The following is a 13,967-nucleotide window of genomic DNA, read 5'->3' as shown; positions in this document are numbered from 1 at the left end:
TTACAACTTTTTTTTCGTTTTTTTTTTTTGTCTTTTTGTTTTTTCTCCCCCCCCCCCCCCCCCCCCCCCCCCCCCCGCCCGCGGGCGCCCCCCCCCCCCCCCCCCCCCCCCCCCACCACCGGCGTATCCGCTTACGGTCGTCCCGCTGTGAGTCGCCGAACCAACGGCGGCCGCCCACAAGGGAGATCGGGGGTGTACTCGTGCGGATCGGACTCCTCACCGACGGTGGTTATCCGTATGCGTCCGGTGAGTCCAGACTCTGGTGCGACCGTCTGGTGCGCGGTCTCGCACAGCACGAGTTCGATCTCTTCGCGCTGAGCCGCACCGCCGAGCAGGAGGCCCAGGGCTGGGTCCGCCTCCCCGAGCAGGTCAGCCGGGTCCGCACCGCCCCCCTCTGGACCGCCGACGAGGACACCCTCGGACTGCACGCCCCCCGGGGGTTCCTCGCCCGGCTGCTGAACGGCGGCAGCGCACGGACGTACGGACGGCGCGAACGGCGGCGCTTCACCACCCACTTCACCTCCCTGGCCACCGCGGTCTGTGCGGCCGACGCCACCGGCGACGGGCGCGAGGGGGCACCGGCCGCCGCCGACGCGGACCCGGCGGCGCGGCGGCGCGCGGACGCTCGGTTCACCGAAGGGCTCTACGGACTGGCCGAACTGGCCTGCGAGCACGGTGGACTGCCCACCGCCCTCCGCTCCGAGACCGCCGTTCGGATCCTGGAGACCGCGAGCCGCGCCCCGGGCACCGGACGCACCGTCCAGACCGCCACCGTGCCCGACCTCCTCGCCTTCGCCGCCGAACTCGACCGGGTGCTGCGTCCCCTCTCCCTCGACTGGTACGACGACGAGAGCCTCGGCGCCGTCGACCTCTGCCACGCGGCCTCGGGCGGCGCCGCCGCGCTCCCGGGGCTGCTGGCCAAACGCTTCTTCGGGGTGCCGCTGCTGGTCACCGAGTACGCCGTCCAGCTCCGGGCGCACTACCTCGCGGCCGGCGGAGCGCCGCTGAGCGCGCCGGTGCGCGCGCTCCTGGCCAACTTCCACGGCAGGCTCGCCGCCGAGGTCTACCGGCAGGCCGCGCTCATCACCCCCGGCAACACCCACGCCCGCCGCTGGCAGGAGCGCTGCGGCGCCGATCCGGCCAAGGTGCGCACCGTCTACCCCGGAATGGAGTCCGCGCGTTTCGCGTCGCTCGGCGAGAGCGAGGACGGCGGCGGACCGGACACCCTGGTCTGGGTCGGGCGGATCGAGCCCGCCAAGGACCTGCTCGGGCTGCTGCATGCCTTCGCCGAGGTGCGCAGGGCCGAGCCCGGCGCCCGGCTGCGGATCATCGGCGCGGCGGCGCAGGGGCCGGAGGGCGCCGGCTATCTCGCCCGCTGCCGGGCCCTGGCCGAGCAGCTCTTCCCCGACGAGGCGGCCGACGCCCACACCGTCGGGGACAGTCCGGTCTCCTTCGAGGAGATCGGCGACGCCGAGGTCCCCGACCTCGCTCAGGCCTACGGCGCGGGCGGGGTGGTGGTCCTCTCCAGCGTGGTCGAGGGCTTTCCCATCAGCCTGGTCGAGGCCATGTTCTGCGGCCGGGCCACGGTGTCCACGGACGTCGGCGCGGTCGTCGAGGTGATCGGCGGTACGGGCCTGGTGGTGCCCCCGCGCAATCCCCGGGCGCTCGCGGACGCCTGCCTGGCGCTGCTGCGCGACCCCGAGCGCCGTGCGCGCCTGGGCGCCGCGGCGCGCGCCCGCGCACTCGAACTCTTCACCGTCGAACAGAACCTCGCGGCATTTCGCGGCATTTACCTGGAACTGATCGCGCGGTCGCCGGTGCGCACCGTCCCCGGGCCCGTGGCCGACGAGGGGCCGCGCCCCTTCGCCACCCCGCCGGAGGCCCATGTCCTCGGGCTCTGGCCGGAGGACGGCGCGCCGTTCCGCCGGGACGTGGACGACCGGACCCCGAGCTGGGCCGGTCAGGGCGTCGGCGCCGGTGCGCGCGGTGCGGGGGACGGCGATGTGTGACCAGGAGACGGCCGCGACCGGCCGTCCGGACCGACCGGGACCGGCCGGCGCACCCGGTGCGTGCGGCGCCCCCGGTGACAAGCGCGGAGGAACGACGATGGGCCGCCCGACCGAGGTGCCCGAACCACTCGGCACCCCGATGACCAGCACCAACGGCGAGCACCGCTCGGGCGGAACGGCCGCCGGAACGCTCGTCGCCGACCTCGCCGACCTCTCGGAACCGGCGTGGGGGCGCTCCGAGGGCCCCGCGGCTCCCGGAAGCGGGGCCGGGAGCGGGAGCGGCACGGGGACCGGTGGTGGCCCCGCGCCGGACGCGGCGGGATCTGCGCCCGACCGGGCGGGAGCCGTGTCGGACGCGGCGGGATCCGCGTCCGATTCGGTGTCCGCCCTGGACCCGAGCGGCGAGGCCCCCGTCACGGACGAGGCCGACGCGCCCCAGGGCGCGGACGGGACCCGGCCCTCGCGCACACCTGGGCCTGCCCCTGCCGGAGCACCCGGGCCTGCCCCTGCCGGAGCACCTGGGCCTGCCCCTGCCGGAGCACCCGGGCCTGCCCCTGCCGGAGCACCCGGGCCCGCCCGTGCCGGAGCACCCGGCCCCGCCCGCGCCGGAACACCCGGGCCCGGCCCCGCCGACGCTCTCGATCCCGATGCCGATCCCGTGCAGGCCGCTGCCGTACGTACCGACGCCGCTGCCGTGCCTACCGACACCGACACCGACACCGACACCGGTCCCAGCGCCGATGCCCCACGGGGCGGTCCCGACGCCGACTCCCTGCCTGCGGGCGACGCGAACCCCGACGCTTCCGCCGACCGCGCGCCCGGGACCGGTCGCGGCGGGGCGCCGCGCGGGCTCTCCACCGGGCGCCGAGGACCCGTCGACCCGGTGAAGGCGCTGATGCACCGGCACCGCGCACTCTGCGAACGCGCCGTCGACCCGCTGGAGATCGCCGCCGGGCTGGAGGCCCACGGCGTCACCGACCGCACCGCCGCCCGCTACCGGCACCGGGATGTGTTCTCGCTCGCCGAGGAACTCTTCGCACGGGTCCCGGGGGTGGCGGGGGAGAGCACGGAGGCGCCCTGCGCTCCGGCGCGCGACATCGAGACGCGCGCCGCCTGGTCGCTGCGGGCCCTGCTGCCCGGGGCCGCCTGCCTGGCGACCTTCGTGACCCTGAGGCTCACCGACGGGGTCCTCGGCGGCGGAGCCAGGCTCGCCGTCGGCGGGGGCGGCGCGCTCCTCGCCCTCGTCTGCCTCGCCGTCGCCCTGCGCAGCGGCCCGCTCAGCGCCCACGGCCGGACCACCGGCGCCACCGGCCCCCTCTGCTGCTGGCTCCTCGGCTACGTCGTCTACGGCGAGGCCTTCCTCCACCAGGTGCTCACCGGCGGACCCGAGGGCCCGTGGGACCTCACCCCGGCCCCGCTGCTCGGCCTCGCCGTGGCGCTCGCCCCCGCCGCCTGGTGCGCCCACCTCTTCTCCGTGCACGCCCACCGCCGGCTCCGCGGCAGCCGCGCGCTGGAGGAGTTCGCCGCCGGGGTGCGCCCCCTGCTCTTCGCCGCCGTCGCCGCCTTCCTCTGCGTGCTGGCCGTCCTGCTCTATCTGGCGGGCATCGGGGCGGGACCGGGCGGTTCGGCCGTCGGGGCCGCCGCGCTCGGCGTACTGCTCCTGCTGGCCCGGCTCCTCACCGTGCACGGCTTCCCGGAGCCGGCCGCCACCGGGCTCGGCGTCGCCTGCGCCGTCGAGGCCGCCGCCCCGGCCCTCGTCCTGGCCGGCCGGCTGCCCGGACTCGACCTCGTCGCCCGCCCCGTGCGAGCGCTCGTCGAGGCCGGGGGAACCGGCGCCGTACCGGCTCTGGCCTGCGCCGCAGCCGCACTCGGCCTGCTGGTCACCGCCACGGCCGCCCTCTCCCGGGCCTCCGCCCACACCGCCGTCTGAGGCGGCCCCAGACGCCCCGCGGAGCCGACGCCGCGGGTTTCCCTCCCCACCGCAACTTCCCCAAGGAGACAACGGACATGACGCCCCAATACCCCGCACCGGCAGCCCGCCGTCGGCACCGAGGGGGCGCACGATGAGGGTGCTGCTGCTCGGAGCCAACGGCTTCCTCGGCCGGTTCGTGGCCGACCGGCTGCTCGCCGACCCGGCCGTCCACCTCACGGCGCTCGGCCGGGGCGACGACGCCGACGTGCGGTTCGACCTCGCGGGCGGCAGCCCCGGAGCGCTCACCCGCTTCCTGGACGCCGTCCACCCCGGAGTCGTCGTCAACTGCGCCGGCGCCATCCGGGGCGGCGCCCGCGACCTGACCCGGCACAACACCGTCGCCGTCGCCACCGTCTGCGAGGCCATGCGGCGCAGCGGCTGCACCGCCCGCCTGGTCCAGGTCGGCTGCTCCTCGGAGTACGGGCCCTCGCAGCCCGGCTCCTCCACGGCCGAGGACGCCATCCCGCGCCCCGGCGGCCCGTACGGCGTCAGCAAGCTCGCCGCCACCGAACTGGTCCTGGGCTCCGGCCTGGACGCGGTCGTCCTGCGGGTGTTCTCGCCGGTCGGCCCCGGCACCCCGGCCGGCTCCCCGCTCGGCCGGCTCGCCGAGGCGATGCGCCGGGCCATGCAGGCGGGCGACGGCGAGCTGAAACTCAGCGGACTCGGCGTCCAGCGCGACTTCGTCGATGTGCGCGACGTCGCGCGCGCCGTGCACGCCGCCTCGCTCTCCGCCGCCCAGGGCGTCGTCAACATCGGTACCGGCCGCGCCGTGCGCCTGCGCGACGCGGCGGCCGTCCTCGCCAAGGTCGCCGGATACGCGGGCGCACTCCACGAACTGGACACGCCCCCCGCCCGGCTGCCCATCGGCGCCCCCCGCACCTCCGCCGAATCGGTCATGGAGCACCTCTCCGCGACGCCCTCCCCCTACCCGGACGGCTGCGGCGCCTGGCAGCAGGCGGACGTGCGCACCGCGCGCGACCGGCTCGGCTGGCGCCCCCGGATCAATCTGGAGGAGTCGCTGGCCGATATCTGGATGGAGGCGGCGTGCCGTATCTGACCCGTACCGGCACCGTCCCCCGGGCCGGTGGCACCGAACGGTTCGGCTTCGGCGTCCCCGGCTGCGCCCATCCGCTGCTGGCCCCGGCCGAATGGGCCGAGCTGGCCCGCCCCGGCACCCCGCTGCACTGGGCTGTCCTCGACGTCGACAACGGCCCGGGGACCCGCCCCGACCCGCACTGCCTGGACGCCGCGGGCCGGCTGCGCAACGCCAGGGAGCGGGCGGAGCACGACGCCGGACCGCGCGACGCCGTCCGCGCCTCGGCCGGCCGGCTGCTGGGCCGGCTCGACCTCGGGCACGGCACCCGCCCCTTCGGCGAACTGCTCGACGACGCCCGCTGCTATCTGGAGTGGTACCGCGTCGACGGCTTCTACCTCGACCGCTGCCCGGCCGGCCGCCCCGGCCTGCCGGGCGTGCGGCGCCTCACCGCCACGCTCGCCGCCTTCCTGGCGGACACCGGCGGCGGGCGCCGCGGCCATCTGGTGCTGGGGCACGACACCCACCCGTATCCCGGATACGCGGAGGCCGCCGACCAGCTCGTCACCTTCCGCGGCGCCTGGTCCGACTACCGCTGGTCGCAGGTGGCGGAGTGGACCGCCGACTATCCGCCGAGCCGCTTCGCCCACTTCGTCCACGGGGTGCCGCGCACCCATCTGGACGAGGCGATGCGGATCGCCCGCTGGCAGGGCGCCGGGACGATCTTCTTCACGGACCGGACCACGGACACCGCACCCGGCGGCGCACCCGGCAGCGGACCCGGACAAACCGATCCATTCGCGACGCTGCCCAGGTACTGGGACGAAATCGTCTCGCGGATCGGACCTCCTATCTCGGAATGAGAAGGGGCGTGGCAGTGTTACGGCAAGAACAACCGTACGTAGTCGAAGTACGTAGAAACCGACCACCTGCATTGTTGAGGTTCCTGTGTCGCTGCCACCCCTGGTCGAGCCAGCTGCTGAGCTCACCGTCGACGAGGTCCGCAGGTACTCCCGCCACCTGATCATCCCGGACGTCGGGATGGACGGGCAGAAGCGGCTGAAGAACGCGAAGGTGCTCTGTGTCGGCGCCGGCGGCCTCGGTTCGCCGGCCCTGATGTACATGGCCGCCGCCGGTGTCGGCACGCTCGGCATCGTGGAGTTCGACGAGGTCGACGAGTCGAACCTGCAGCGCCAGGTCATCCACAGCCAGGGTGACATCGGCAAGTCCAAGGCCCTGTCGGCCAAGGAGACCGTGCAGGGGATCAACCCCCTGGTCAACGTGGTCCTTCACGAGGAGCGGCTGGAAGCCGACAACGTGATGGACATCTTCTCCCAGTACGACCTGATCGTGGACGGCACGGACAACTTCGCCACCCGCTATCTCGTCAACGACGCGGCCGTCCTGCTGAACAAGCCGTACATCTGGGGCTCGATCTACCGGTTCGACGGCCAGGCGTCCGTCTTCTGGTCCGAGCACGGTCCCTGCTACCGCTGCCTCTACCCGGAGCCGCCCCCGCCGGGCATGGTGCCGTCCTGCGCCGAGGGCGGTGTCCTCGGTGTGCTCTGCGCCTCCATCGGCTCCATCCAGGTCAACGAGGCCATCAAGCTGCTCGCCGGCATCGGCGACCCGCTGGTCGGCCGGCTGATGATCTACGACGCCCTGGAGATGCAGTACCGCCAGGTCAAGATCCGCAAGGACCCGGACTGCGCGGTCTGCGGCGAGAACCCCACCGTCACCGAGCTCATCGACTACGAGGCCTTCTGCGGCGTCGTGTCCGAGGAGGCCCAGGAGGCGGCGGCCGGTTCCACGATCACTCCCAAGCAGCTCAAGGAGTGGATCGACGCCGACGAGAAGATCGAGATCATCGACGTCCGCGAGCCGAACGAGTTCGAGATCGTCTCGATCCCGGGCGCGACGCTGATCCCGAAGAACGAGTTCCTGATGGGCAACGCCCTCCAGGACCTCCCGCAGGACCGCCGCATCGTCCTGAACTGCAAGACCGGCGTCCGCAGCGCCGAGGTCCTCGCGGTCCTCAAGTCGGCGGGCTTCGCCGACGCGGTGCACGTCGGCGGCGGCGTGATCGGCTGGGTCAACCAGATCGAGCCCGAGAAGCCGGTGTACTAGAACGACGCGAAGGGGCCGGTCCGCACCGCAGGGTGCGGACCGGCCCCTTCGCCGTGTCCGGAACGCGGGCCCGTCAGGAACAGGTCGTGCCGTACTTCGGCACCTTCCCGTTCAGGAAGTACGCGTCGACCGTCGTGGTCACACAGCTGTTGCCGCCGTAGGCACCGTGCCCCTCACCCTTGTTGGTGACCAGCACGCCCACGCCCTTGCCGAGCTTGTCGGCCATCCTGCGGGCGCCCTCGTACGGCGTCGCCGGATCGCCCGTCGTCCCGACGACCAGGACCGGACCGGCGCCGGGGGCGCTCGCCTCCGGGGTGAGGTGCTCGCCCGCCACCGGCCAGCCCGAGCACCAGCCCGCCGTGTCCCAGGCCAGGAACGGACCGAAGACCGGGGAGATCCGGGTGAACTCCGGCAGCAGCGCCTTCGCCTGCTCCACCGTCGGCCGGGCCTTGCTGTCCGCGCAGGAGATCGCCCGCTGCGCGTGGTTCTGGGTGTCGTAGCGCCCGCTGTCGTCCCGGCCGTTGTACGAGTCGGCGAGCCGCAGCAGCATCGAGCCCCGGCCGCCCTCCGCCTCGTCGAGGGCCTGGGTGAGCGTCGGCCAGCTCTCCTTCGAGTACAGCGGCAGCACGATCCCGGTGATCGCCATCGACTCGTTGAGCGTGCGGCTCGTCCCGGTCGGCAGCGGTTTCGCGTCGATCCGCTTCAGCAGGGCGGCGATCCGCCGGGTGCCCTTCGCCGGGTCCTGCCCGCGGTCCTTCAGATAGTTGTCCAGCGCCCGCTGGAAGCCGATCGTCTGGTTGCGGGCGTGGCCCGTGCTGTCGGCGGTCGGGTCGACGACGGCGTCGAGGACGGTCCGCCCCACACGCTCCGGGAACAGGTGCGCGTACGTGCCGCCCAGCTCCGTCCCGTACGACATCCCGAAGTACGTCAGCTTCCGGTCGCCGAGCACCTGCCGGATCAGGTCCATGTCACGGGCCGCGTTCGTCGTGGTGACATGCGGCAGGACCTTGCCCGAGAGACGCGCGCACCCCGCCCCGAAGTCCGCGCCGTCCTTCATGAACGCCGCCGCCTCGGCCGCCGTGTCCGGCGTCATGTCGACGTCCCGGTACGCGATGTCCTGCTCGCGGTCGCTCCGGCAGCGCACCCCGGCGCTCCGCTCCACCCCGCGCGGGTCGAAGCCCACCAGGTCGTAGCGGGTGTTCAGCGTCCCGTAGCCCCCGGCGGCGCGCGGCAGGATCGACACCCCGGAGCCGCCGGGGCCGCCGAAGTTGAACAGCATCGAGCCGAGCCGGCGCCCCTTGTCCCGGGCCGCCTTGCGGATCAGCGCGATGCCGATGGTGTCCCCGTCGGGCCTGGCGTAGTCCAGCGGCACGCGGACCGTCGTGCACCGCCACGCCGAGCCCGGGGCGCTGTCGCCCTCGGGGGCCTTGCAGCGCTTCCAGTCCAGGCGCTGACCGGTGAGCGAGGCGGGCAGCGGCCGCGCGGCGTCCGCGGTGGGCGAGGCCGACGCGGCGGAGGAGGGGGACCCGGCCGGGGAAGGCGACGACGACGCCCCACCGCCGTCCGCCCGCTCACCCGGCTTGTCGTCCGACCCGTCCCCGCAGCCCGCGAGCGCCCCCGCCAGCAGCAGTGCGACGGCGGCCAGCGCCCCGGTCCGTGCGTGTACGACCACGTGTACGTCCCTCCCCCTGTGACTGCCGCTCCGGCAGTGCGCCCCATCGTAGGCGCGGCCCGGGACCCGGCTAACCGCACACCGTTCCGGCCGGCGGCACCTTCCCGTCCAGCAGATAGCCGCCCACCGCCTTCTGCACACAGGCGTTCTTGCTGTTGTACGCACCGTGGCCCTCGCCCCGGTACGTCATCTCCACACCGACGCCGTCGCCCAGGGCCCGCGCCATCGCCCGCGCGCCCGCGTACGGGGTGGCCGGGTCGCCGGTGTTGCCGATGACGAGGACCGGGGCCGCGCCCGGGGCGCTGACGTCCGGGTGGTTCCAGACGCCCTCGACCGGCCAGTCGGTGCAGCCCATCAGGCCCCAGCCGAGGTAGTCGCCGAAGACCGGCGAGGCCTCGCGGAAGGCGGGAAGCTTCTCCTTCGTCGTGTCCAGGGTGAACCGCTGCTTGGAGTCGGCGCAGTTGATGGCGGTGTTGGCCGCGGCGGAGTTGTCGTAGTGGCCGTCCTCGGAGCGGCCGTTGAGGGAGTCCGCGAGGGCCAGGAGCAGTCCGCCGTTGCCCCCGTCGGCCTCGTCCAGGCCCTGTTCCAGCAGCGGCCAGGTCTCCTTGGAGTACAGGGCGGCCGCGATGCCGGTGGTGGCCTGGGTCTGCGTCAGCTTCCGGTCGCCCAGCCCCGCGATCGGCCGCTTCTCCAGCTGGTCGAGGAGGACCGCGACCCCCTGCTCGACCTCCTGCGGGGTGGCGCCGGGCAGTTTGCAGGCGTCGCCCCGGTCCACACAGTCCTTCGCGAAGTTGTCCAGGGCGAGCTGGAAGCCCCTGGCCTGGCCGAGGGCCGACTCCTCGGCGTCCTCGGTCGGGTCGACGACCGCGTCCAGGACCGCCCGGCCCACCTTCTCGGGAAACAGGTGCGCGTAGACGCCGCCCAGTTCGGTGCCGTACGAGATGCCGAAGTAGTGCAGCTTGTCGTCCCCGAGGACCTGGCGCATCAGATCCATGTCGCGGGCCGCGTTCGTCGTGCCCACGAAGGGCAGTTCCTTGCCGGAGTTCTTCTCGCAGGCCGCCGCGTACGTCTTCGTCTGCTCGGTGAACGCCTTCTCCTCGGCCGGGGTGTCCGGCGTCCCGTCGCCCTGGAAGCGCTTGTCGAGCTGCGCGTCGTCCTCGCACTCCACCGCGGCGCTGCGGCCGACCCCGCGCGGATCGAAGCTCACCAGGTCGTAGCGGGTGCGGAGCTTGTCGTACGTGGTGCCGAAGGCGGGCAGCGTGGCGACGCCGGAGGCGCCGGGGCCGCCGAAGTTGAAGACGAGCGAGCCGATCCGCTTCTTCCCGTCGAGGGCACGGGCGCGGACGAGGGCCAGTTCGATGGTGTCGCCGTCCGGGCGCGCGTAGTCGCGCGGGGCCTTCATGAACGCGCACTCCCACACGGCCCCGCCCGGCAGCGGCGTGGGCGAGGCACCGCCGCCCTGGGCCTGCGAGGGGGCCGGGCACGGCGACCACGTCAGGCTCTGCGAGGCGAGCGAGGACGGGGTGGTGGACGCGGCCACGATCTCGGCCGTGCGCACCGTCCCGTCCGGCAGCTCGGTGCTCTCCTTGTCACCGCCGTCCGAACAGCCGGTGAGCGGAAGGAGCACGGTCGCGGTGGCGGCGAGGGCGGCGGCACGCAGGGCGGGGGAGGTCCTCATCACCCCATCGTGCGGCGGCGCCCCGGGGGGTGCACGGGGCGCCGGTCCATGCGGGTCAACCGGCCGGGGCCGGTCCTACAGCTCGCCCTTGCGGGTCAGATGGTTGAAGCACAGCCAGCCCGGGAGCACCGGCAGCCACAGCGTCATCAGGCGGAACAGCAGAACGGCGGGCGCGGCGACCTCCTTGGGCAGACCGACCGCGATCAGACCCAGCGTCAGCGCGCCCTCGACCGCGCCCATGCCGCCCGGTGTCGGGGCCGCCGAGCCCAGCGCGTTGCCTGCCAGGAAGACCACCGCGATGCTCGCGTAGCTGAGGTGCGGGGTGTCCGGACCGCTGAACGCCCGGACCGAGGCGTCCAGACACATCACGAACACACCGGTCAGCAGCAGCATCCCGCCGATCCCGGTGAGCAGCTTCTGCGGCCGCTGCACCACGTCCAGCATGCGCGGCACGACGCCCGCGAACAGCGACCGCACCCGGGTCACCACGAACTTCCGCAGGAACGGGATGGCCGTCACCACCAGCACCAGCACCGCGACCGTCAGCAGACCCGCGATCACCGTCCTGGACGGGGTGAGCGAGGACGGCGTCTTCTCCGTCCCCGTCAGATAGCCGAACGCGGCCAGCAGCACGATGTGGCAGCCGAGACCGAACAGCTGCGAGGCGCCGACACTGGCCACCGCCAGCCCCGGACGCACCCCCGACCGCTGGAGGAAGCGGGTGTTCAGCGCCACCCCGCCCACCGCGGCCGGTGCCACGATCTTCACGAACGAACCGGCCACCTGGGCCAGCACCGTCTTCCCGAACGGCACCCGCTCGGGCACGAAGCCCAGCAGACTCATCGCCGCCGCCACATAGCTGAGCGCCGAGAAACCGAGCGCCGCCGCCACCCAGCCCCATTCCGCCTGCTCCACCACGGCCCCGAAGTCGGCCTCGGTGACCTGCGAGATCAGGAAGTACGCGGCGATGGCACCGGCGATGAAGCTGAACAGGGTGCGCGGCTTGATCCGCTCCAGCCGGACCGGCTCGACCGGGGCCTGCGGCCGGATCAGCAGCACCTCCTGGCGGATCCGGGAGAGCAGATCCTCCTCGCGGGCGCCGTCCAGCGCGTCGTCCATGGCCCGTTTCTCGGCCTGCTTCTCGGTGCGCTGCGACTTGCGGGCGGCCTTGCGCCCGGTGCCCCTGGCCAGCTCCGCGTCGTGCGCCCGCGCCCGCTTCGCCGCGTCCGACGCCTCCAGCACGGCCTCGCGCTCGCGCTGCGAACGCTCCCGGGCCAGCCGGCGCAGCTGCGCCCGGGTGGACCGGCTGAGCGCGATGGGCTGGAGCAGCGGCAGACAGTCCGCGACGGCGTCCGGCCCCAGCACCTCCAGCGCCGCCGCCACCGCCCGCTCGGGACCGATCCGCAGCCCCGTCGTGGTGAGCAGCTGCGCCACGTCCATCCGCAGGACCAGATCGCCCGCGGCGATCTCGCCGCCGCGCAGATCGGTGACGAAGACCGTGCCAAAACGATCCACCAGCACGGCGTCGCCCGTGAGCCTGCGGTGCGCGATGCGCCGCGACTGGAGCGCCTTCACCTGGTGCCAGGCACCGCGCACCAGCGCGTCGGTGATCTCGTCGTCCTCCAGCGCGTCCAGGGAGCGCCCGCCGATGTGCTCGTAGACCAGCATCACGGCGTCCGGGCCCAGCTCGGAGGTGGCGATCAGCTTGGGGGCGTTGGCCCCGGCGGCGATCGCCGCGTACGCGAGCAGCGCCTCCTGCTCCAGGGCCTGGCGCAGCGACTGGATCGACCGCCGCTGGGTGATGCCGCGCAGCGTCAGCCGGCGCCACACCCGGTAGAAGAAGCCCTGGGCCTGCTGCTCGCGGTCCACGACCGTCACGTCCAGCGGCGGTCCGTCCTCCAGCGAGACCAGATAGCGGCGCCCCCGGTCGCCCTGGTCGACGAAGTCCGGCGCGTCCTCGGCCCGTATGGCGCTGACCGGACGGAAACCCACGTGGCGCAGCCCGGCCATCAGATGCTGGCCGGTCGGCCGGACGTTGGGCGAGCCGACCGCGTACAGCGTGCCGTACGCGACGGTCCAGCCGATGAGCACGGTCAGGATGATGGAGAGCGGTGTCGTGAACCCGCCCACGAGCATGGTGAAGGCGTCCAGCAGCAGCACCATCCACAGCACGACCCGCCAGCGCGGCCGTCTCGCCATGCCGACGGCCGTCATATAAGCGATCACCGGGGCGAGATAGCCGTGGACCGGATCGGTCAGTTCGGCGCCGGGCTGCGGCTGGGTCAGCGCGTCCTGGATGGTGCCGGAGGCGGACTTGGACACCCAGAGGTCCGTGGCGAGCGTCACCCCGTGCGCCAGCACGGCGGCCAGCACCCCGTCGGCGATCCGCAGCCCGTCGCGTTTGACCAGCCGCTCGATGGCGAAGGCCACCGGGACGAGCAGCACGGCGATGCTGGAGACCAGACCGGCCAGCTTGATGAGGAGGTCGGGCGCCTGGCCGGTGCCCTTGTTGATGTCCTGTTCGAGGCCGGTCGTGGTGCCGTGGGCGAACGCGGCGACGGAGAACAGCACGACGATCGCCAGCACGCCGACGAGCAGCCGCAGCAGATCGGAGGGGCGGTGCACCCGGGCGGGCAGCAGCGGTTCGTCGCCCGAGACCCGGTCGGCACCCGTCTCGTCGGCGGTCGCGAGCGTCGACCCGGACGGATGCTCCGCGGGGTCCCGCGGTGCCGTGTCCAGCTGCCGCTCCGCCTCCTGGGGGCGCGGCTCGGCATCAGAGGCGTCGGCCGCCTTCGGTGGCTGCACGCCCTGCTCCTTCGTCGCCTCTGATGGGTCTTCGTGGTCTCGTATCACCGGTCACCGTCCGCACGATGGTGGCACGGTCGCCCCGCGGAGGGGGGCATCAGGGTGGGATGCCCCGATGCGCGATGCGCAACATACGCTCCATTCCCCCCGCCCGCACACTTCCCGGGGACGTGGACGCGGGTCCGCCCGCACTGTCGGTGGCGTACGGCAGGATGGGCCGGATGAGCGAACCTTCGACCGCCGACGCGCTGCCGGAGTACGCGGAGCGCGTGCTCGACGTCGCCGAACTGATCCCGCCCGGCCGCGTCATGACCTACGGCGACGTCGCGGAGTGGCTGGGCGACGGCGGACCGCGCCAGGTCGGCCGGGCCATGGCGCTGTACGGGGCCGCGGTGCCGTGGTGGCGGGTGGTCCGCGCCGACGGGACGCTGCTCCCCGGCCACGAACTGCGTGCGCTGGATCACTACCGCGAGGAAAACACCCCGCTGCGCGAGGCCCCGCGCGCGGCGCAGGGGCACGTGCCGCGCCTCGACATGCGGCGCGCGCGGTGGGACGGCGTGCCCGGGGGGCCGGCCGGTGCCGGCGGGGAAGCTCACACCTGACAGCTTCGGCCATCCGGACGCCCAACCGGCGGAGCCGGGTCCGTACGACGTACAGGGAGTACGGGGCGT

Annotated in this window: 9 protein-coding genes; 6 read left to right on the top strand and 3 right to left on the bottom strand. The window is 73.8% G+C overall.

Going from position 1 to position 13,967, the window contains the following annotated elements; all coding sequences use genetic code 11:
* The first annotated feature begins 200 nt into the window (after window positions 1-200).
* The 5 genes from ACZ4FH_RS05410 (at window position 201) to moeZ (ending at window position 7,141) form a co-directional block, all read left to right on the top strand.
* Complete coding sequence (locus tag ACZ4FH_RS05410; RefSeq protein ID WP_467302405.1) at window positions 201-2,009, top strand: glycosyltransferase; 1,809 nt, start codon at window positions 201-203, stop codon at window positions 2,007-2,009.
* A 694-nt stretch (window positions 2,010-2,703) separates the two neighbouring features.
* Entirely contained in the window at window positions 2,704-3,939 is a 1,236-nt protein-coding gene (locus tag ACZ4FH_RS05405; protein WP_467302403.1) for a hypothetical protein, read from the top strand.
* Window positions 3,940-4,072: 133 nt separating this feature from the next.
* Entirely contained in the window at window positions 4,073-5,038 is a 966-nt protein-coding gene (locus ACZ4FH_RS05400; RefSeq protein WP_467302401.1) for an NAD-dependent epimerase/dehydratase family protein, read from the top strand.
* The gene (locus tag ACZ4FH_RS05395; protein ID WP_467302399.1) at window positions 5,026-5,877 is read left to right on the top strand and encodes a spherulation-specific family 4 protein; all 852 of its coding nucleotides are present in this window, start codon (window positions 5,026-5,028) and stop codon (window positions 5,875-5,877) included. The genes ACZ4FH_RS05400 and ACZ4FH_RS05395 overlap by 13 nt, the downstream gene beginning before the upstream one ends.
* A gap of 85 nt (window positions 5,878-5,962) precedes the next feature.
* Window positions 5,963-7,141, top strand: coding sequence for an adenylyltransferase/sulfurtransferase MoeZ (gene moeZ, locus ACZ4FH_RS05390; protein WP_467302397.1), 1,179 nt, complete (start codon window positions 5,963-5,965; stop codon window positions 7,139-7,141).
* Between the two features lie 73 nt (window positions 7,142-7,214).
* Here the strand turns inward: moeZ and ACZ4FH_RS05385 are convergent, their stop codons facing one another.
* The 3 genes from ACZ4FH_RS05385 to ACZ4FH_RS05375 all read right to left on the bottom strand — a co-directional run bounded on the left by ACZ4FH_RS05385 (window position 7,215) and on the right by ACZ4FH_RS05375 (window position 13,296).
* Window positions 7,215-8,813, bottom strand: coding sequence for an alpha/beta hydrolase (locus ACZ4FH_RS05385; RefSeq protein ID WP_467302395.1), 1,599 nt, complete (start codon window positions 8,811-8,813; stop codon window positions 7,215-7,217).
* A 70-nt stretch (window positions 8,814-8,883) separates the two neighbouring features.
* Window positions 8,884-10,491, bottom strand: a complete 1,608-nt coding sequence (locus tag ACZ4FH_RS05380) for an alpha/beta hydrolase (RefSeq protein WP_467302393.1) — start codon at window positions 10,489-10,491, stop codon at window positions 8,884-8,886.
* 75 nt (window positions 10,492-10,566) lie between these two features.
* The gene (locus tag ACZ4FH_RS05375; protein ID WP_467302391.1) at window positions 10,567-13,296 is read right to left on the bottom strand and encodes a lysylphosphatidylglycerol synthase domain-containing protein; all 2,730 of its coding nucleotides are present in this window, start codon (window positions 13,294-13,296) and stop codon (window positions 10,567-10,569) included.
* 221 nt (window positions 13,297-13,517) lie between these two features.
* On the opposite strand from ACZ4FH_RS05375, the gene ACZ4FH_RS05370 reads away from it, so the two are divergent.
* Window positions 13,518-13,898, top strand: a complete 381-nt coding sequence (locus tag ACZ4FH_RS05370; protein WP_383634724.1) for an MGMT family protein — start codon at window positions 13,518-13,520, stop codon at window positions 13,896-13,898.
* Window positions 13,899-13,967: the final 69 nt, after the last annotated feature.

The sequence above is a fragment of the Streptomyces sp. NPDC024555 genome (assembly GCF_055559335.1).
This window is presented reverse-complemented; position numbering and strand designations above follow the sequence as displayed.